The organism is Pinirhizobacter soli (assembly GCF_015905305.1).
Classification (GTDB): domain Bacteria; phylum Pseudomonadota; class Gammaproteobacteria; order Xanthomonadales; family Rhodanobacteraceae; genus Pinirhizobacter; species Pinirhizobacter soli.
Window position 1 is genome coordinate 400654 of the sequence record NZ_JADZLQ010000001.1, and the last position, 20977, is coordinate 421630.

Below are 20977 nucleotides of genomic sequence, written 5' to 3' on the forward strand. Positions count from 1 at the left end.
CGTCCTGCCAACTACACCATTGTGTAAGGTCCAAGTCGAGCCAAAACAAGGCTAAGGATCGACCCTTCACGCCGGCTTGGCCTATGCTTGACTTTCGACCGCATAGGGATGCAAGCCGATGGGACAACCCGTTGTCCGCCGCTACCTGACTATCCTCGCCGTCCTGGCCCTGTCTACCGCCCCACCCATCCTTGCCGCTCCCACGGCCCGAGGCGCGGATGGCGGAATTTCCGTCACCCAGGAACAGCAAACCATCACCTTGCGGCCGGTAGCCCCCAACGTGCTGCAAGTGCACGTAAGCCAGGGCGGCGCCCCGCCCCCGTCTGCACCCTTGGTAATCGACCCAAAGTCGCAGCCCAAGGCGGTGGCACCGGACAAGCTGAAAGATACGGCCCAGGAAGTAGCGCTTTCGACACCTGGCTTCCTTGCCCGCTGGGACAAGGCTACCGGCACACTTACCCTGACCACACCTGCAGGCAAACCGCTACTGACCCAGGCCGATACCTTGGCGCTGGCCTCGGGCCGCATCGTGCTTACCCATGCGGCCTCGGACCCCATCTATGGCATCCGTGGCTACTTCGCCACGGAGCCTTCGCAAGCCGGGCTGCTGCGCCACGGCGTGCAGGTGGCCAAATCCGGCGAGCAGGGCTACGCCGGCGCCCCGTTCGCCTGGAGTACGACCGGCTACGGCGTGCTGGTGGACGCGCGGCCCGCGCGCTTCAACCTCGACGGCGGAACGCTCACGGCGGACGGCTTTCCCAAGGGCGATTTCACCTATTACCTGATCACCGGCACGCCACCGGAGATCTTCTCCGCTCTGTCGCGGCTCAGCGGCCCGGCGCCGATCTTTCCCAAATGGGCGATGGGCTTCATCAACAGCCAGTTCGGCATCGACCAGGCGGAACTGCTGGACATCGTCAAGACCTACCGGCAGAAGCAGATCCCGATCGACAACATGACGCTCGACTTCGACTGGAAGGGCTGGAGCGAGGACAATTACGGCGAGTTCCGCTGGAACGACAGGAAGTTTCCCGATGGTCCCAATGGCCGGCTGAAGACGCAGCTCGATGCCCAGGGCATCAAGCTTGCCGGCATCATGAAGCCGCGCATCCTGGTGGACAGCGTGCAGGGCCGCTACGCCAACGACCACCACCTGTGGTTCGACGCCAAGCCCGCGCTGGGCGATTACTTCTCGCTCAAGATGGTGCGCGACCTCGACTTCAACAAGCCCGACACCCGCCGGTGGTTTTTCAACGACACGCTCAAGCACTCCTTCGATACCGGCATCGTGGGCTGGTGGAACGACGAGGCCGACGATACGGGCGACGACTACCAGTTCATGAACATGCAGCGCAGCCTCTATGAAGGCCAGCGGGCGTACTCGCCGCTGCGGGTGTGGTCGTTGAACCGGAATTTCTACCTGGGCTCGCAGCGCTACGCCTATGGCATGTGGTCGGGCGACATCGACACGGGTTTTGACAGCATGGCCAGCCAGCGCGAGCGAATGCTCAGCGCCATCAATCTGGGCGAATGGAAATGGGGCATGGATGGCGGCGGCTTCGTCGGCCATCCTTCCGATGAGAATTACGCTCGCTGGATCGAGTTCGGCGCCTTCACGCCGATCTTCCGCGTGCATGGATCGCTGGCCGAAAAACGCCAGCCATGGCGCTATGGCCCCGTGGCGGAAGCGGCAGCGACCCGGGCCATCCGGCTGCGTTATGCGCTCATCCCGTATATCTACTCGTACGAGCACGCCACCTACGATTCCGGTGTGGGCCTGGTACGGCCCCTGCCCTTCGAGTTCCCCACCGATGCGAACGTGCGCAACACCGTGGACAGCTGGATGTTCGGCCAGTACCTGCTGGTGTCGCCGGTGGTGACCGGAGGCCAGATAGGCAAGCAGGTGTACCTGCCCAAAGGCCGCTGGACAGGCTACTTCGACGGCAAGATGTACGAAGGCGGCAGATCCATCAACCTTGCCGTGGATGCCAAGACCTGGGGCGACATCCCGCTGTTCATCCGCGAAGGAGCGATCATTCCCAGCCAGGCGCCGGTGCAGTACGTCGGGCAGACGCCGCTACTGACGGTGGACGTGGACGTATTCCCCGCCGACGACGAATCCCATTTCAATTACTACGACGACAACGGCACGAACTACAACTACGAGAAGGGCGAGTATTTCGCGCAAGAGCTCTCCACCCACCGCAGCGGCAAGGGCGCGGTGTTCACCACGGGGCCGCGGTCGGGAAAATACAAGCTGCCGCTGAAGTACTACCTGGTGAAGATGCATGGCGTAACGGGCAAGTCCGTAGTGGGCGTGGCCCAACGCAAGGATGAAGATGCGCTGCGTGCCACCGATGGACCAGGCTGGGCTACAGGCAAGGACACCTATGGCGAGGTTACCTATCTGAAACTGCCTGCCGGGCATCCAGGCTCGTGGGAAGTGCAGCCATGAGCGCTATCCGGCATGTGCTTGCGGTCGTGCTGGTACTGCTCGCCGGCCACGACATCACCGCCCTGGCCGCTGACATCGCCGCGGCACCGACACCCAAGCCCACCAAGCTGCAAACGGACGAGCTTCACCAGGCGCTGGAACAGGCGCCGGTGCCCGAGAACCTCAAGGGCTCGTGGCAAGAAGCGCAGCCTGTCATCGAGCCGGTCGTTTCGTTCCTTGCCTGCTACGCGGGATGGGACGCGTGGACACACCTGGCCAAGTTTCAGGTACCGGGTTTCAGCGTCAGCACCTACTACCTTTCCGCGATCAGCGCCACGCGCTATCACGACCCGGACAAGTGCATGTCGATCCGCCACATCCACTCCGTGAAGCAACGTCCCGATGGCACGCTGACCTTCCGCGTGCTGTTCTACGACGCCGACAGCAACGAGGAGGCCGACCGCACCTTCGGGATGTTGCGGCAGGCGAACAGCTCATGGCTGTTCGCCCGCGGCGGTTTCTAAAGCCTCATAGCTTCACCCTGACACCCACGGTATAGAAACGCCCTACCGCGCCCGGCTGGGCATAGGTGGGGTTGTAGTTCAAAGCGGCGTAGTTCAGCGTGTCGATGGGCGCCTTCTTGTCGAAGGCATTGAGCAGGGATGCCGTCAGGCTGATCTTCGGCGTGAGGTCGTAGCTTCCGGTCAGGTCGAACGTGGTGAACGATGACATCCGGCAACTCGGCGGGAAATTCTCTCCCGTGATGGTATTGGTCGAGAAGCATCCCTCGGTGACATCCGGCGCGGTGAGCTTCAGCCCACTGGTGTAATAGAGCGTGCCGGTGATGGTGGCCTTGCCGAAAGTCACGCTGTTGGACCACGAGCCACGGTAGCGCGGCGTGCCGGCACCGGAGGAAACGCCGTACGGCCCGTGCGTTCCCACGAACTGCTGCTTGCTGCCGTCCTGCAAGGTCAGCGTCCAGCTGATGATCTTGGTCAGGTTCAAGTCCGAATCCCAGTGCAGCGCTCCCCAATCGGCGTTGGCATGAAGATTCACGTCGACACCCTTGGTCTTGAGCGAGTTCTGGTTCACATAGGGGGCATCCACCACGATCGGCCGCGGCAGCGCATCGGGTGCGGCCGGGTCCGGGACATCAGCCACGATGGAGGATCCTGTCGGCAACGGCTCGCCGGCAAAGTAAGCGTCCAGCACCGCATTCGGATCCTGCTGGGCGATCACGCCAGTCTTCTTGATCTGGTAGTAATCCACCGAGGCACTGAAGCGGTCCCAGGGTTGCAATAACAAACCCAGGGTGAAGCTCTTGGATTTCTCCGGCTGGATGCGCGGATTGGCCGAGGTGAGGAACGCCAGCGGATAGGGTTGCACGTACCCGCTGCCGCCGTGGGCGTCCTGGAAATCCGCCGGCGGGGTAAAGGTGGCGAAACCCTCAGCCGCGCTCGAGCCATTCTCAGCGAAGCTTGGCGCGCGGAATCCCTTCGACCATGTGCCACGCACGGCGATCTGGTCGATCGGTTTCCACTTGATGCCGACCTTGGGCGAGAAGTTGCTGCCGAAGTCGGAGTAACGGTCGAAGCGGCCGGAAGCATCCACCTCAAGGCTTTCCAGGAACGGTGCATCCAGTTCGAGGTAGGCACCACGCACCACGCGGTGGCCTTGCGTATGCGCCACGCCGAGGCCTTGGGCGGCCAGGTTTGGATTCAGGTCCGGATCGTCCTGGCGCTCCTTGCGCAGGTCGATGCCGGTGGCAAGACCCAGAGCGCCGCCGCCAAGGTCAGCCAGCGTACGTGACGCCCGGAAGTCGAGCGACTGCAGATCGCTGGTGGAGGTCTTGCTCAGGACCGGGGCCAGTGCCGCGCGCAACGCCTGGGAGTTGGCGCCGGGGTTGGTGAAATTGTAGGCGCCGGTATTGATGTCGTTGATGAGGGCTGCGTAGTTGAGGAAACCGATGTTGTCCACGTCCAGCGACGTGTGGTTCAACACCAGCGCGCTGTCGTAGTCCCACTCGCCCCAGCGTCCATGCACGCCGCCCACGAACCGCAGGTTGTGGTTGTCGTTCTTCGCACCACCGGGAATATCCGGGAAGGCGAAGTTGATCAGGGCCACGTTCCCGGCCGCCGCAAACGGGTTGTACGGGTTCAGCCGGCCATCGCTCAAGGTTACGGGCAAGGCGATGGAGTTGGTATTGTTCGGCGTACTGGCCTGGATCTGTGCCGGCACGGCGCGCACATTGGTCTTGGTGTCGTAATAACTGACGCCGATATAAGCCGTAGTGTCATCGGAAATCTTGATGGTCAGGCGGCCATACACGCCCGTCCGCTTCATCTCCGGCTGGATCTGCCCAAACAGGGCCTGGTTCTGCGCGCAGTAACTGCCGGGGTTGGACGGATCGTTCGTCACCAGCGAGCCACCCGGACCGCAAGGCACCAGCGGCTGTGCCACGGCGCCCGGAAGCGGAACGCCGGTGGTGATATCGCCGGGCGTACCCAGCGTACCGGGTGTTACCGTGCCCCAGAACGAGCCTGAGTTCTGCGATGGCTGGCCGGCGGTGAGGTTGTTGCCACCGATGCGGCTCAAGTCTGCGTTGTTGAAGGGGAAGCCGCGCTGACCCACGCCAATGGCATCGTCCTTCTGGTATTCCACGCTCACGTAGGCGTTGTAGCCGTCGTCTTTAAGGCTGCCCGTGCCCATCAACGCCGTGGCGCGACGCGTGGTGCCGCCGCCGTGTTGCGAGGTACCCACGTCTGCGGTGGCGTCCACGCCGGTGAAGCTGGGCTTAAGGATGATGTTCACAACGCCCGCAATGGCATCGGCGCCATACAGCGACGAAGCGCCGTCCTTCAGCACGTCGATGCGCTCGATGGCGTTGGAGGGAATGGTGTTGAGGTCGACGAAGGAACGCTGGCCGTCGTCAGCCAGTGCATAACTTGCCGCACGCCGTCCGTCGATCAGCACCAGGGTGGAGTTCACTGTAAGGCCGCGAAGCGCAACACCCGACGAGCCTGCGGCGAAACCGGCGGTGAATGCCGCGGGGATCGAACCGCTATTGTCGGCCGACACGGCGCGGACCACATCCGATACGGTGGTAAGGCCGCTTTTTCGGATCTGGTCGGCGGTAATCACCGTCACCGGCGAAGGCGTTTCGGCATCGATGCGTGGCAATGCCGAACCGGTGACGGTGATGGCCGCCAGTTCCGTCGTTTGGGGCTGTGGCTGTGGTCCTGTGGGGGAGCCTGGGCCCGGTGGATTGGCTTGTTGTGCGTAGACCGCCAGTGGGGACAAGGCGGCCAGGAGCGCGGTCGCAAGGGTGCGACGACGCAGCGCACGGGCGTGCGTTAGGGTATGCATAAAGATCTCCGAGGCCTGTAGGGGAGTAAGGCGGACGACGATCAGGAGCGCCGCGGCAAAGCGGCACGGGTCAAGCCGTGTGGGCGGCTATAACCAGGTGCAGTAAGGTACGTTCATAGTGACGCTCCGACATTGCACGGCCGCGCGTTCCACGGTTGTGGCAGTGCTGTACGAAACGAAGCCACGCCTTCCTCGTGGCCTGCCACATGCCGGTTGGGGATGACCGATGCGCATGCGGGCAAATACGACGCTACTCCGCTATTTCGGCGAATACAACAATTTTTTACGGACGGCTTTACGGCCATCAAGCCTATGCCCCGGGGGCGCTCCGGGGAGCTAGAAGGAAAGAACCTGCGAAAGGCCGGATACACCGTTTTCGTCGAACGTCTCCACCGCCACCACGTAGTGCACGCCCGTATTGAGCGAGCGCAGGGTCAGCGTGGTGGGCTGGTCGGCGAAACGCTGGTAGGTCCAGTGCAGGCGGTCGGCCTTCAGGCCCCAGCGGACGTTGTACCCCACCGCACCGGGCACGGGCTTCCACGCAATGTCCGCCTCGCGCGTGTCCGCATGGCGACGCGCCGACACCAGCACCGGCGCCGCGGGCGGTACGCCGTCGGCAACGCCAAAGACACGCAGGTCGGAGATGGCAAGGTTTTTCGCGCCCACATGCTGGTGCACATAACGGACGAAACGGACCCGGGCCGCCTGTGCCAGTTCCACATAGGCGTTGGCGTGGTCGCGGTTTTCCTTCGACCAGTCGGCAAGCGGCTCCCAGGACTTACCGTCAAGGGATCCCTCCAGCCTGAACTGGGTGATGAGATCGGGTGCGTCGCCGAATCGGCCGGATTGGTAGTCGGCATAGTTCACCTGCACCGCGCGAACCGTGCGGGGGCCGCCAAGATCGACGGTAAGCGTCTGCCCGGGTGCATTACGCGGTGCGACCCAGAAGGTACGGGGATCTTCGTCGGTGACGGTTGAAGGATCGTGCCCGGCAAGGCTTCCCGAGGCTGACGCCGCCTTGCGATAGGAAAGCAGCATCCAGCCGGCGAAGGTGCTTTCACCTTCGCGCAGGGCGTGATCGGGCATGACCTGGGGGAAATCGGCAAAGCGGGTGTCCACCCACATCTGGCCATCGTCATGGAAGCCCGCGGGGAACATGTCGATGCGGCGTTCGAAACGCCAGTTGATGCCGATCCACGCGGTACCGGTGTTCCAGTAGTTGCCGTATGCATCCTGGAAGGTCGAACCATGCCCTGCCCCGGTAACGTAGCCGCCTGGCTTGTAGCCCAGCGGGTTGTAGGGCGCGTAGGTGAACGGCCCCAGCGGACTCTTGCCGGTGTAGACGCCCGTGGCGTACACGTTGTACTCGGTGCCAGGCGCGGCGTACTGGTAGTAGTAGGTATCGCCGTGGCGGTTCATCCACGAGCCCTCCATGTACGAGGGCTTGTCGCCGGCAGTGTGATCCTGACCGAAGCGTTCCCAGCCGTGGTGGGCTCGATCCATCGAAATGAACGCCTGGGGCTTCGTTACGAAGGCCAGCCGCTTGCCCTCGCCTTCCGCGGCATCGTCAAGTTTCAGGTCGATCTGCGCACCGTGCAACCGATATACATCGGACGATCCCCAATACAGGTACACCTTGCCGTCGTCATCGGCGAACAGGCCCGGATCGGTCGGGCCCGGTGGCAGGCGGCCGGCCGGCACGGGGCTGCCCTCGGACACCGCGCCCGGGACGGGCGGCAACTGGCGGGTCCAGAACTGCCATTTCCCGTGCGCAGGATCAGTGGAATACATCAGCGGCCTTTGCGAGACCGCCGACTGCATCAGGAAAAGCTTGCCGTCGGCCACCAGGGTAGCCGGTGCCACCACGCTGTCGAACGGCCAGTGGTCGGGCTTGGTGAACTGCCAGTGCACCAGGTCGTGGGATTGCCAGTAGCCGTCGGCCAGTGTCTGGAACAGGAAGTAATCATCGCCGTAACGCACGATCGCGGGATCCGCACCGGTACGGTAGGAAATCCCGTCGTTCATCTGCTCGAAGTTGTAGCGGTAGTCGATGTCGATCGGGTTGATCCACGTGCGGCCGGGCCGAATATCGGCCGGGCCTGCGATGGCGGAACCGAAGTTACCCAGGATCAGGGCAAGAAAAATGGCCCGTTGTACTGCGTGCTGTCTGGTCATCGCGCAAGCATGCGACTTTCGCCGCCGCCAGTGCAACTGGCGGCGGCATGGATGCAGTATCAGTAGGACAACGTCACCGAGGTCGGCGTGAATTGCTGGGCGTAATTGCATTGCGGATCGATGCCCGAGGTATCGCTTCCACCCCATGGCGGATTGGCCACGAGGTTATTGTTGCGGTCATACACCTGGATGTTATGGAAGGTGATCGGCCCTCCAGCGTATTGATTGCAACTGGCCACGCTGTAGACCTCCAGCACGCCGCCGAACACCCAGTTGAGGTCGGCATAGGGACTGGTGCTGAGGGAGCTGGTCTGGCCGGTGGTCACATTCTTCGAATCGATGTTCCATGTGCCGCAGGAAACCCCGGCACCGCACGTGGAATAGGTATCGCCCACTACTTCGTCACCGGCGCGGGCCTGGATCGGGTCGCTATGGAAGGTCGTGCCATCCACGCAGCAATTCCAGCTGGCGAGCGTCCAGGCCTTGTCGCCGTAGCCGTTCCAGCCCAGCACCGGTTGCAGGATCGACTGCACGTCAGGCAGCTGTTCCAGGCCCGGGAAGAAATAAATGGTCTGGTTGCCCCTGTTGGCCGGTTGCGCCGGGACCGTCCAGCTGGCCACGATGCGGTTGATCGGCGTGCTGGAACTGTAGTTGCCTGTTTCCACCCAGCCGGTCTGCTCGGGCTTGCGGACAGGCGCCGTCGAGCGCTTGCCGTTCGGCGACACCCTGACACCCTGCAGGGTGAAATTATCGCTGGTACACAACGCAGGCTTTTCCATCGCGCCGCTGGCGCGCCGGATCATGCCGTTGGCTTGCAGCTGATCGCCCTTGTGCACTGTGGCGACACAACTGGGCGAGAAATAACCATTGGGCGTAATGACGTAATCATCCGGGACGCCTTGCGGACGTGCCGCAGTGTCGAGTTGTCCCACGCGGGTGAGTTGGCTGCTGACAGCACTGGCCGCAACAGCAGGAAGGGTAAAGATAAACCCAAGGCATAGCGCGATAAGCACGCATGCAACAGAGTGGAGTTTCGAACGTGACTTCACCATCGGTACGACTCCTTTGCCATGAAAGGGACGTCGTCCATGAGTCATGCCCGACCCGACTGGCCGGCACGAGCCCCCGCTCCGCCACCCTCGCAAGAAAGTGGACTTAGACCGTAGCGCCGGGCTCCCGCTCGTTTTGTGACACGGGTTTGAATCGAGGCAATTCGCAGGAACTAGCGATGAACGAGTTCGGCAACTTGTTTCGCCAGCGTGTACGCATCGCCTGATGGTGTTGCGCTGTAAACCTGTTTCGCGTGGTTGAACGCATCGCCACGAGCGAACCAGTCGACGTGCCCAGGCGGTTGATGTGTGGCCAGCGAAGCATCAAGCGTGGCAAAGAAGGCCTGCCAGCGGGGGCGGTAGTAATCGCGCGTCAATCCCGACCAATCCTTGTTGCCGTAGTCGTGCAGGTCCGCTCCTTCGCTTGCCTTGCGGTCACCCCAGGTGGTGAGGAGCGAGCGCGCATCGTAGTGCAGCACGGCATCTTCGCCCGGATTGGACGCCCAGCCCTTTACATGGGCAAGCCACGTTCCCAGCATGAAGTCCGCATCGGTCGCCAGAAGTTTGTCCTGCACATCCATCAGCGACAGCCAGCGATCCTCCAGCGCTCGCAAGGTTTTTGCGTCGCCGGCCTGGAAGGACTGCTTGATCTTCGGCAACAGAAGTCGGCTTTCATTGGCCAGCACCTGGCGCGCAACATCGACCAGGTCGTATCGATAGGTCGGCGTGCCACGCAAGGCCGGCGCAACCGCAAGCAATTCGTCCAGAGCGCCACGGAACCGGGATGGATCGTAGCGCAAGCCCTCCGGCGACCAGTTCGAGGCGCGGTTCACGTCCAGCGACGGCTGCGCCGCGAACAGCGATTCCTGGCCGGCATCGCGTTCGCTGTGGAATTCCACGCCCTCCGGGCGGAGGTCGTATGCGGTATCCAAAAGGAGTTTCCACGCGGCGAGCGCATGCGCATCGTCGCCGCCGTAACGCCGCCGTGCATAGTCGGCGGCCCAGGCCTCGCGATCGACGGGGCCATCGTGCCATGCCATTTCGGTGAACAGGTCAAAGGCAAACGGATTGGAATCCATCCCTTCGGGAAATACCGCGGTGCCCACCATGTTGGCGTTGGCCGCATGCATGCGCGGCAACCGCTCGGTGTAGTTGCGGATGTTCGTGCCCAGCGTGGTGCGGCCGCCAAATGCCCAGATTCCCCCGAACAGGAAGGGCGCTCCCTGGAAATCGTGCATGCGGTCGTCGCGCGGGACCTTGTCGTGGTCGATATCGATGATGAAAAGCTTCGAACGCTCAACGCCCGTCAATAGATCCTGGCGGGGATTGCCCTGCCAGGCCAGCATCATCCACGCCGCCCCTGAGTGCGCGGCGTGCAAAGCGTCCTGTACAGCACGTGCCGCCTCGGGTACTGGAACGTCGCCCGAGTCGCCGCCTTCCTGGAACACTTCCATGTCGTAGATCGTGCTGTCGCCGAAGAGTTCATGCTGGTGCCGGTAGAAGGATGCCGCCACTTTCGCGAACATCCGATCACGGGGATCGAGCCAGCCCGGCCGGGTGAAGCCGGCCCATTCGCCCTGGGGCACCACGTGGGCGCCTTCGAAGCGCCTGGTGAAGTCGGCCGGCACAATGCCGTAGAAGCCCGGGAACACCGGCGTGATGCCCAGCTCGCGCAGGCGGTCCACGATGCGGCGGGCCGATGCTGCGCGCTTGTCCATCAAGGCCTGGCTGATAGGACCGTTGAAGCAGCACAGGTTGCCCATCAGCTGCCAGTTCTGGTGCGCCGGTTGGGTAATCCAGCCGCGGATCGCAGCATCGTCGTAGCCGAAATCGGCGAAGGTGCGGTACAGCACGGTGTCCATGCCGCGCTCGACGATCATGGCGTTGATGCCCGACAGGGCCAGCACGTCGATCTCGCGCTCCCAGCGCGGCCAGTCCCAGTACGGCGAGCTGTAACCGTCGGTGTTCTGGTTCAGCGCGTAACGCCAGGCGAAAGCCGATGTGCGCTCGATGGTGTGCGCCGGCAACGGCAGCCCGGGATCGAAGCGGCTGCCGTTGGTGGACACCTGGCCATGCGCCACGTATTTCAGGTACCAGTTCACGCCCGCAAGCAGTGCGCTGGCACTGGTGCCCTCCACCCGCGGATGGCCGTCATGTTCAAGGATGCGAAAGCGCTCGCCTTCGCCTTCCATCGAAGCCAGCTCAAGCGCTGCGAAGCGCGCCGGAAACAGTCGCTGCACCACGCCACGCGCCGGCGCCACGTCGAACGGCTTCGCCCAGGCTGCCGGCAATGCCAGCAGCAGGGCGAAAGCCACGCAGGCTCGACGCATCGTGTGCATCACTTGCCCGCGGCGGGAATCTCGATCACCACCAGGCCCTGGGGTGGGATATCCAGGCCGAGTTTGCCGCCGGTGATGGCGATGTGCTCAACCGGCGCCATTTCGCCGGCCTTGCGCAGCTGCACGATCTGCTCGCGGCTGGGAAACGGCGGGCGCCCCATGGCATCGAAAGCGGCCACGGCGTTGCCGTGCGTCTCGTCCAGGCGCCACACGGTGGCCTTGCCGCCTGCATGGGCAACGTCGAACTGGAAGTGGCGCACTTCGCCCTTCGGCTTGCCTGGCGTGTACTTGTCAGTGTTACCCACGGGCTCGGCGTAGTTCCAGGCGGCGATCACCACCGTGCCATCCTTGCGACGCGTTACCAGCGCGCTGTCGGTCGTCGCCGGCAGCCGTTCGTCGCCAAGCTTATGCAGCATGGCGAAGGCGTTGAAGGCGGGCTTGGGAATGCGGTCGGCGGCGATCAGGCCGAAGCCGCCGTAGAACGGCGTACGCACCACGCCCTGTTCCTCGAACACATCCGAGAACGACCAGTAGCTCATGATGTCGACCTTGCCCGCGCACAGGCGGATGGTGTTGGCCATCCACGGGCCCATGTACACCGTGTCGGTGACATTGGGCAGGTTGGCATAAGAAGCGTTGAACTCGCTCATGATGAACGGCAGCTTCGGGTAAGGCGAGGCTTCGATCTCCTTGTGGACCTTGTCCACCGCGCGGCACACCATGTCCGAACGCGGGATCTTCTCATCGGTCTTGAAGACATCATCGGAGGTGTCGTCGCCATAGACATGCGTGCTGACGAAATCCACCGGCACGTTTTCCTTCTTCACGTGCGCCAGGAACGCAGGCACCATCGCCGCCTGGGCCGTGGAAGGTCCGCCGACATGCAGGCGCTTGTCCGCTGATTTCAGCGCGCGCGCGGTGTTGTCGTAGAGCTCGAGATAGGTCGACTCGATCGGCCGCCCTGTCCAGAAACCGTTCGGCTCGTTCCACACTTCAAAGTACCAGCTGGATACCTCCTCGATGCCGTAGCGTTCGATAAGGTGCTTGGCGAACGCTTCGATCATGCCGTTCCAGAGTTTGTAATCCTTAGGCGGCGCGATGTTCGGGTGGTCCCAGAAATCGTGCAAGGCCTTCGGGTCTGAGGAAAACTCCGGTGGCATGAAGGACAGCTCGACGAACGGCTTCACGCCACGCTCGAGCAGGCCATCGTAGATCTGGTCGACGTACGACCAGTTGTACTGCCAGGTGCCGTCCTTGTTGGCGGTGATCACGCCAACATCGCGGTTGAAGATGCCGTGGAAGCGGACATGCTGGAAGCCCGTGGCGGCCTTGACCTTTTCCAGGTCCTTCCGGTAGTCGTCGCGCAAGGCAAGCGATGCGGTACCCGAGCCATACATCTGTTCCCAGAAGTGCGGGAACGGCTCGGCCTTGGCCGAAGCGTCGACACGGATCTGTTCCGGTTTTGCGTCAGCGGCCTGCGCAGCCACGGGCAAGGCAAGCGCCAGGCAAAGCATGAGGTGGCGGATCTTGGGCACGGGTATTCACCTTCAAGAGAACGACAATTGGATATTGAGCCCCGCCTTGCCCTGCAATTGCAACAAGCCATCGGCGCCCGTGGTGGCATCGCGGGCCTTGCCGTCCATGAAAACGGATGTAACTACTTGTCCCGGCGGCGCACGCAGCAGCAGGGAATTTTTTTGCTGGCAGACGATCGATGCCGACGTGGCGCGCATGCCGGACCACATAACGTCCACGATGAACCCTCCGCGGGCGCGCAGGCCCCGCACGGAACCCTCTGGCCACGACTTCGGCAGCGCCGGCAAAAGCGCCACTTCGCCGGCATGGCTTTGCAGCAGCATTTCGGCAATCGCCGCGGTGCCGCCGAAATTCCCGTCGATCTGGAAAATCGGGCCGTCGTCCACGGGGAGGGTGTCGAACAGGTTGGCACTGGTATGGTCTTTCAGCAGCGTCGCCAGCGACGCGAATGCCGCCTCACCATCACCCAGCCTCGCCCATAGGGCGACCGCCCATACTCGGCTCCAGCCGGTGGAGCCACCACCATGGGCCAGCCGCCGTTCGAGTGCCACGCGTGACGCGGCGGCCTCCTTTGGCGTTCGACGCGGCGTGAACTCACGCCCGGGGAACAACGGATACAGGTGGGACATATGCCGTTGCCCAGGCTGGCTTTCGGCAAAATCCTCCGACCATTCCTGCAACTGGCCGAATCGGCCTACCCGGTACGGTGGCAGCTTGCCGCGCGCAACCTTGAGCTTCTGTGCCATGTCGCCGTCCACGCCAAGTATCGTCGCCACGTCGATGCAGTTGGCGAAAAGCTCGCCAAGCAATGCCACGTCCATGGTGCAGCCGGCACTGGTCTGGGCCACGGATCCATCCGGAGCGATGAAGTCGTTCTCGGTGGAATACGATGGGCACGTGGTAAGACCACCCTTGCCATCATCCACCAGCCACGCCAGGCAGAAGATGGCGGCGCCCCTCATCACCGGCCACGCCTTATCGCGCAGGAAGTCCTTGTCGCCGGAGAATAGCCACGCATCGTAAAGATGCGAGCACAGCCATGGGCCGCTCATCGCCCAATTCGCCCAATACGGATCACCGATGCCCTGCCCCACGGGATTCGCCGCCGCCCAGATGTCGCTGTTGTGGTGGCTGGCCCAGCCGGGCAATTGATAGGTTTCGCGTGCAGCAATGTGACCGGTATCGGCCAGCGTGGCGATGAAATCGTGCAGTGGCGTGGCGCATTCATCCAGGCCGCAGGTATGCGCCGGCCAGTAGTTCATCTGCAGGTTGATGTTGGTGGTGTAATTGGAGTTCCACGGCGCACGCACAAAGTCGTTCCACAGCCCCTGGAGGTTCGCCGGTTGCGACCCGGGCCTGGAACTGGCGATAAGCAGGTAGCGGCCGTAGTTGAAGTACAGCGCGAACAGCGATGGATCAGGCCGGTCGGCAAGCCCCGCGCGGCGTCGGTCGGTGGGATCGGTCGATGGCGCAAGCTTGCCCAGGCGCAAGCTAGTGCGCCGGAATAGCGCCTGGTGATCGGCGACATGGCGATCGACGAGCGCATCCTTCGAATGCTTGCACGCTTCGCCCACGGCATGCCACGCCCTGGCCGCTACCTGGTTGAGCGGCGTATCGGGTTTGCTGCGTGCACCGCGGAATCCAGTGGCGGCGCCGATCACCAACGTTACGCTATCGGCGCCAGTCACCACCAGTTTGCCCCCGGCAACCGCCAGCGTACCGCCCTCGTGCAGCAACCTGAGAGTCGCTGCGAAGAACATGCCCTCGCCCACGGCCTGGCTTTTCTCCACGGGATCGGGCGTGACCGGACGGCCATTGCCACCGATGTGCGAAGGCGCCTTGCCCGTCAACTGCAGGCGCCCGTCGGCATACACACCGGTCGATCCCTTGAGCACCGCATCCAGCGCAACGGTGGCATTGATGCTTCCGGCTCGGTCGGCGCCCAGGCGCACCACGATCACCTGGTCGGGCGCGGACACAAAGACATCACGACGGTAGGCCACGCCATCGGCGGTATAGCGCACCGTGGCACAGGCGCGGTCAAGGTCCAGCTCGCGCCGATAGCCCGACACCACGGACGCCGACCGCATGCTGATGCGCACATCCGCCAGGGGCTGGTACGCCTCGGCGAAACGCCCCTGCATCTGCCTGGCGATGTGATCGCCCAGATGGTAGTCCGCTTGCTTGAGCACCGCATCGCGAAGGGGTTGCAAATGAGCGCTGGCATCGGGGTTATTGCCGTCGCGCGGATAGCCTGACCAGAGCGTGTCTTCGTTCAATGCCAGGTGTTCTTCCCATGCGTTGCCGTCCACGCCACCATGGACCATCGCACCGAGGCGGCCATTGCCCAGGGGCAAGGCATCGATCCACCGACTAGCGGGCTGGGCAAACCAGAGCAAGGTTTCCGCGGCATCGACTTGAGGTAGCGGGACCGACGCCGGTTGGGCGATGCCACGGGGCACCAGGGGCAGCAAGCCAAGCGAGCTGGCGCCGCGCAGGAACGCGCGACGCGATAGTTGTTTCATGGAGGATTTCCAGCAGCAACACAGCGCCCGTTCCGGGCAACTTGGGGATATTTGCACAAGAGCCGCGTCCGGGCAGGCGAATCGACAGCTTCGGCCGTTCGCGTGGCGACAAGCTGTTCCGGTGCCTTGCCTTCGGTCACCCAACGATCCAGCGCCATCACGATGTCGTGGTCGGCATCCTGCGGCAAGCCCGGCGGTGGAACTTCCTCGTTGCCGAAGGATGTGGCACCCGGGCCACCCCAACAATGGCCCATGCCAGGCACCATGAACAGGCGGGCGAAATCGTCAAGGTTCGCAGGCTCGCCATGGCGGCCCATGAAGTTGCCGACGTCCTGGACATACTCGATCGTGCCCCGCGGCGGCACGGCGGCATCGCCCCAGCCGTGGAACAGCAACAGCTTGCCGCCATGGGCCCGGAATGCCCTGAGGTCCGGATCGAACGCATCCAGGTACGGTGCCTCGCGTTCCTGCGCGGCCACCAGGTCACGATGGATGTCGCGGCCAGCCGGACCCCAGCCGCGCCCCTGGTACACCAGGTCGGCGAAGTTGCTGAAACCGAACTTGCGTTGCTCGCCACCGAGAATCCACAGCCGCCAGCTTCCGCCATCGTCTTCCATGCCGGGCTCCAGGCCGGGATGGATGCGTGCCCCGGTGACCGGATCCATGGGGCCTGCGTAAAGCGCGCGCACCGTCGCCACCTGTTCGGCAGTCAGGCAATCGTTGCTGTCGCCACCCTTGCACTGGATGCTGGCGGGGTCGAAACGGCAGCGCCGTGGATCATCCACGATGCCGTCGCGGATACCATCAAGCGCATCACAGGAGGCAAGCGATGCTTTCTGGATCGCCGCCAGCTTCGACACGGGTAACGGAGCATCGTCGAGCCGCCTGGCGTTGGCCACGAAGGCCGTCATCAGGCGGCTCCAACGTGCGGCCGGCGCACCGGCCACGATGCCATCGAAGTCGCCGGGGAAGCGCTGCGCCTGCATCAACGCCTCGCGCCCGCCATCGGAACATCCCACGAAATACGCCTGGCTCTGTGCGCGCCGGTAATAGGCGGCGATCAGGCGGCGCGAAAGTACGGAAGTTTCATGGATGGCCCGGTAGCCGAAGTCACGGATCTTCTGCGGGTGTCCCACGGTGAATCCGGCCGTGCCGTCGGCCACGTGCCCGTCGTCCGTGACCGCTGTGGCGTAGCCGCGGTTGAGCGGCGTCACCAGCGCGTAGGTGTACACCTCGCCGCCCCAGCCACCGCTGCCCTTTTGCAGGTACTTACCGTTCCAAGCGTCCGCCGGTGGCAGCCAGAGCTCGAAGTGGATGTCCGAATCGGCCGTGGGGTGGCTGACCACCCGGACCGCGCAATGGGCGCCGGCATGCGCCGCCAGGCGATCTCCCTTGGCCGGGAAATCCGCGCCCGGCTGCACCATGGCGGATTCGACCTTGGCATGCGCAAGGGCTACGCCGGCAAGGGCTCGGCAGGCGTCGTCCGCCTTCGCGGGTAAGGTGATGAATGCCAGGAGAGCCAGCAAGGCTCGGGGCGTGCTTGCACGGCGTCGCGGACCCACCCGGCCTGGCGCCCGCACCATGGCCGGTGACGCGGACATGGCGCTACTTGGCGCCCAGGCCAACCGCCACGGGCCCGGTCGAACCCACGCGCTCTGTCTCGCGCTTGAAGAAATGCAGTGCTACCAGGACAAGACTCATCGGCACCAGCGAAAAATAGAAGGCGGTGATGCCATTGAAATGCGCGAAAACCAGGGCGGTGACACGCGAACCCAGCGTGCCGCCCAGCGCCGAGAAAATAATGATGAGCCCCGTCATCGATGCATGGGCATGCTTGGGCAGGGAACTTAGCGCCACTGAGTTGATGACCGGGTAGATCGGCGCCATCAGCACGCCGATCAGCGGAATAAGGTAGGCGGCGATCGGCGCGCTCAACCAGCCGACATGGCTGTCGATCACCACGCCGCGGGCCAGCGGCATCACCAACAGCACCAGCAGGCCCATCCCGACCACCGAGAGGTTCAGCAGCAGGTGCCAGTGGACGCGGCGCAACACCTGCCCCGCCACCAGGCGGCCGACGGCCGTGGCGCCTGCAAGGATGCTGGCCATCTGAATGCTCATCGCATGCGGAAGCTTCAGCACTTCATTATTGAAAGTGGGAAGCCACGTGCTGAAGCTTTGCTCGATCAGCACGTAGAAAAACGCCGAGATCAGGAACACATACACCAGCGGCTTGCCGGCCAGCCGGAACATTTCCATGGGCGTGCCGCGTACGACCTTCGAGGGATCCGCGTGCGCTGCCGATTCGTCCAGGTGCGAGGTGGCGAGCAGCGCCACCACCAGCAGGCAGATCGCCGCCAGCACCCAGTACACGTTCAGCCACACCGGGTTGGCCGGCGATGCGTCGTCGATGAAGCCACTGAACAGCCAGCCGCCCAGCAGCACGCCGGCCATGAACAGGCCTTCGATGGTGTTGGTCAAGCGGGTATGTTCGGCGCGATCCTTGGTCAACAGGCCAATGGACGAATACACCGCCACCTTGGCCAATGCAAAGGAAACACCCACGCAGCAGAACATCAATTCGGTGGTATGAAACCCCGGGAACAGCGGCATCAGCACGCAACCACCGGCCACGAGCGCGAGGGAAAGCATCATCGCCCGCCGATATCCCAGCACCGGCAGCATCGAGGCCACCAGGAAGGACGTGACCGCGATCGGCAGGTCCTTGAAAAGTTCAAGCAGGCTCGCCGCGGGCTTGTCCACGCCGAAGCTCGAGATTGATTGCAGGATCACCACGCCGACACTGTTGAGCAGCACGGCGAAGACCATGTAGATGAGCGCCAGGGCGACGAACATGCGGATGCGACTCATGGCGCCTCGACTTGAAGTGGCGAAACGTGACTGACGGACATCATCCCGTAAAAAACCCGGGCCGTCTCCAGAGACGGCCCGGGCAATGCACTTCACCGCATGATCAGAACAGGTACTTCACCTGCGCGTTGATCTCGCGGCCTTCCAGCGGCCGGGCAAGGATCACACCGTCGGAACCGGCGGCCGTACCGAAGATACGCGAGTTGCTCTCGGTCAGGCCCAGTTCGTTGGTGATGTTCGTGCCCTGCAGGCGCACCTGCCAGTGATCCTGGATATTCGCCACGATGGCGAAATCGAAGGTGTGGTAGGTACCCAGTTGCTGCAGGCCGGAAATGTCCTGCGTGTGCGGGCCAACGCGCGTGTAAGACACCTGCGCCGTGATGTCACCCCACGACATCGGGAAGTGATAGCTGGGTGTCAGGATGTAGCGGAAGGTCGGCTGGCGCTGCAGCTTCACGCCGTTGATGAACGTACAGGTGGTCTGGCCCGTCACCAGGTTGGTGTTCGGGATGCAGGCATCGTAATGCGAGTACTTGCCGTCGAGGTAGGCGGCCACGACCTGGACCTTGAAATCCTTGGTCGGGCTGACTGCCGCTGCGATGTTCACGCCCTTCGAATCCGAACCGTACACCGCCTGCTGGCCCGTCAGCGGCGTGCCGTTGACGTCCGTCGGGGTGAACAGCAGGCCGCTGAACAAGCGGTGATACACGCTCATGTCGAGGAAGAACAGCTCCGACTGGTACTTGAAGCCACCTTCGAAATTCTCAAGCTTCTGCAGCGGCGGGAAGTTGTCGACCGGGCTCTGGCCGCGGATGCCGTTGTCGAAGTCCGAGAAGTGATAGCCCTTGTTCGCACGAATGTAGACGCTCATGTTCGGAGCGATCTCGTAGTTGGCGCCACCGGTGTATGACGTGTGCGTCTTGTCGTAGTGCGGCTTGGAGTAAGTGCCATTGCATACCGGCACGGCGTTGTCGTACAGCGTGTTGTTGTTGCCGTCCAGGTTGACGTTGGTCAGGTTGCAGACCTTGTTCGTCGCATCCTGGTTTTCCGTACGGGCGGACAAGTCGAACAGCCAGGGTCCCACGCGCCAGGAATCGGACAGGTAGAACGCCTTGTTGGTCGAACGACCCTGCTCGGTAATGTTGAAGCTGCCGTAGTCCAGGAAGCCCTGGTTGTCGGTCAGCTGCTTGACCACGCCACCATCCACGTAGCTCACCGTGATCGGCTTGGCATTGGGCGTGTTTGTCATGAGCATGTTGTTGCCCAGGTTCCACTTGTCATCGTCCCACGACTTGGACACGTAAAGGCCTGCGGTCAGCGTATTGCCCTCGAACAGCTCCTTGCTGATGCGGAAGTCGTTGTTCATGTTGCGCAGGTGCTTGTGGATGTACCACCAGCCCTGGCTGATCACACTCTGGTTCGGGTCGACAGCCGCGCCATTCTTGTAGGTTGCCGTGGCGGAGCCAGCGGGAAGGCCGAATCCACCGAAGTTACTTGTCAGGTTGTAAAGCTTGTCGTCCAGCGATGCCGGGTTGGTGCCCGAGAACAAGGCGTTGGTGTCGACATCGCCTCCCATCACCAGGAATTTATCGGAGATGCTCCAGCCGTCACCAAGGTCGTTGTCGAAGTTAAGCCCGGCGAAGTTCACCTTCGCACCGCGGCCATCGGCAAGGTCGGCATGCGTGCCTCCGCCGGGGTAACCAGGCAGCGTTACGTGCTGGATGTCCTTGCTGTAGTACGTGTCGGTAAGCGGATCGAAGCCTGGGTACGAACGGAAGTTATGGGTGCCGTCCTGGATCAGCGGGATCGGCGTGATGAACTGGTTCTTGTCGTTGAGCGCGCGCGCCCAGAAGGTGAGCGTGCCGTTTTCCAGGTCGTGTGACAGCGTGGCGGTAAGCTGACCGCCCTTGTCAGCGGCAAACTGCGGGTCGCGCACGCCATCGGACTTGCGGTAGAAGCCGCCAATGCTGCCATACCAGCGGTCGGCCACCTTGAAGCCATAGAAGCCGTCAGCGCGCCACAGGCCTTCATTGCCGTAGGTCACGCCGATGCTGCCCGATGGCTGGTCGGTACCGGTTTTCAGGATGAAGTTTTCCGACGCGCCCATCTGGCCGTCGGCAAACACCACGCCCGGGCCGCCCTGGATGATTTCCACGCGCTGGACAGTATCGTCCAGACGGAAAATCGAGGTCTGCTCGAAGAAGCTCAAGGTGGGGAAGCCGTACAGTGGCGAACCCATCATCTGCACTGTGTTGAACGGCGCGTCGCCACCGCCGGGGAAGCCGGCGATTTCGATGTTGGCGCCAGTCTGGCCGCCGGTGGATTCCGGCCACAGGCCCGGGGATATCTTCAACAGATCCGCCGTGCTCTTCGGGTTGGCCAGCCTGATGGCCTCTTCATTGGCCACGGTGATGTTGTAGCTGGTATCGATCTTCTTCAAGCCGCCATTGGCGGCGTTACCGGTCACGACCACCTGGTCCAGCTGCTTGGCCTGCGCCGCATTGGCTGGGGCAGGAGGCGGCGGCACAGGCTGGGAAGCCGGAGCCGGAACGGGCGGCTGGTTGGCTGCGTTGGTGTCTTGCGCCATGACGGCGCCGGAAGCCAGGGTCGCGGCAATAGCTGCCGACAACACGAGGCGGGTCAGTTTGGTTTGCGATTTCACGGTCTATCCTCCCCAGGGTT

General features: G+C 63.2%; 11 protein-coding genes. 2 read left to right on the forward strand and 9 right to left on the reverse strand.

The annotated features are described in order from the left end of the window. Positions 1-118 precede the first annotated feature (118 nt). Positions 119-2455, forward strand: a complete 2337-nt coding sequence (locus NDK18_RS01460) for a glycoside hydrolase family 31 protein (RefSeq protein WP_250626888.1) — start codon at positions 119-121, stop codon at positions 2453-2455. Further along, a complete protein-coding gene (locus NDK18_RS01465; RefSeq protein WP_250626889.1) occupies positions 2452-2958 on the forward strand; it encodes a hypothetical protein in 507 nt (168 codons plus the stop codon). Before NDK18_RS01460 ends, NDK18_RS01465 begins: the two co-directional genes overlap by 4 nt. Positions 2959-2962: 4 nt before the next feature. Here NDK18_RS01465 and NDK18_RS01470 read toward each other — a convergent pair whose 3' ends face one another. From NDK18_RS01470 to NDK18_RS01510, 9 genes are all read right to left on the reverse strand, one after another. Then, the gene (locus NDK18_RS01470) at positions 2963-5800 is read right to left on the reverse strand and encodes a TonB-dependent receptor plug domain-containing protein (protein WP_250622833.1); all 2838 of its coding nucleotides are present in this window, start codon (positions 5798-5800) and stop codon (positions 2963-2965) included. A gap of 336 nt (positions 5801-6136) precedes the next feature. Continuing rightward, on the reverse strand, positions 6137-7975 hold the full coding sequence (locus tag NDK18_RS01475; protein WP_250626890.1) for a family 43 glycosylhydrolase: 1839 nt from the start codon (positions 7973-7975) through the stop codon (positions 6137-6139). 59 nt (positions 7976-8034) lie between these two features. After that, positions 8035-9027, reverse strand: a complete 993-nt coding sequence (locus tag NDK18_RS01480; RefSeq protein WP_250622831.1) for a hypothetical protein — start codon at positions 9025-9027, stop codon at positions 8035-8037. A gap of 170 nt (positions 9028-9197) precedes the next feature. Continuing rightward, entirely contained in the window at positions 9198-11354 is a 2157-nt protein-coding gene (locus tag NDK18_RS01485) for an alpha-N-acetylglucosaminidase (protein ID WP_250626891.1), read from the reverse strand. 8 nt (positions 11355-11362) lie between these two features. After that, positions 11363-12898: a GH39 family glycosyl hydrolase gene (locus tag NDK18_RS01490; protein WP_343219736.1), complete on the reverse strand. Its 1536-nt coding sequence runs from the start codon at positions 12896-12898 to the stop codon at positions 11363-11365. Positions 12899-12910: 12 nt separating this feature from the next. After that, entirely contained in the window at positions 12911-15424 is a 2514-nt protein-coding gene (locus NDK18_RS01495) for a glycoside hydrolase family 95 protein (RefSeq protein WP_250622829.1), read from the reverse strand. Then, the gene (locus NDK18_RS01500; protein WP_250626892.1) at positions 15421-17025 is read right to left on the reverse strand and encodes a tannase/feruloyl esterase family alpha/beta hydrolase; all 1605 of its coding nucleotides are present in this window, start codon (positions 17023-17025) and stop codon (positions 15421-15423) included. Before NDK18_RS01500 ends, NDK18_RS01495 begins: the two co-directional genes overlap by 4 nt. A 4-nt stretch (positions 17026-17029) precedes the next feature. After that, positions 17030-18295, reverse strand: coding sequence for an MFS transporter (locus NDK18_RS01505; protein ID WP_250622827.1), 1266 nt, complete (start codon positions 18293-18295; stop codon positions 17030-17032). A gap of 103 nt (positions 18296-18398) precedes the next feature. Next, entirely contained in the window at positions 18399-20957 is a 2559-nt protein-coding gene (locus tag NDK18_RS01510) for a TonB-dependent receptor (RefSeq protein WP_250622826.1), read from the reverse strand. Positions 20958-20977: the final 20 nt, after the last annotated feature.

Excerpts from the sequence above, each read along its gene's own strand:
- NDK18_RS01460 (WP_250626888.1), top strand. The coding sequence starts at position 119 with ATGGGACAACCCGTTGTCCGCCGCTACCTGACTATCCTCGCCGTCCTG.
- NDK18_RS01465 (WP_250626889.1), top strand. The coding sequence starts at position 2,452 with ATGAGCGCTATCCGGCATGTGCTTGCGGTCGTGCTGGTACTGCTCGCC.
- NDK18_RS01470 (WP_250622833.1), bottom strand. The coding sequence starts at position 5,800 with ATGCATACCCTAACGCACGCCCGTGCGCTGCGTCGTCGCACCCTTGCG.
- NDK18_RS01475 (WP_250626890.1), bottom strand. The coding sequence starts at position 7,975 with ATGACCAGACAGCACGCAGTACAACGGGCCATTTTTCTTGCCCTGATC.
- NDK18_RS01480 (WP_250622831.1), bottom strand. The coding sequence starts at position 9,027 with ATGGTGAAGTCACGTTCGAAACTCCACTCTGTTGCATGCGTGCTTATC.
- NDK18_RS01485 (WP_250626891.1), bottom strand. The coding sequence starts at position 11,354 with ATGCGTCGAGCCTGCGTGGCTTTCGCCCTGCTGCTGGCATTGCCGGCA.
- NDK18_RS01495 (WP_250622829.1), bottom strand. The coding sequence starts at position 15,424 with ATGAAACAACTATCGCGTCGCGCGTTCCTGCGCGGCGCCAGCTCGCTT.
- NDK18_RS01500 (WP_250626892.1), bottom strand. The coding sequence starts at position 17,025 with ATGTCCGCGTCACCGGCCATGGTGCGGGCGCCAGGCCGGGTGGGTCCG.
- NDK18_RS01505 (WP_250622827.1), bottom strand. The coding sequence starts at position 18,295 with ATGAGTCGCATCCGCATGTTCGTCGCCCTGGCGCTCATCTACATGGTC.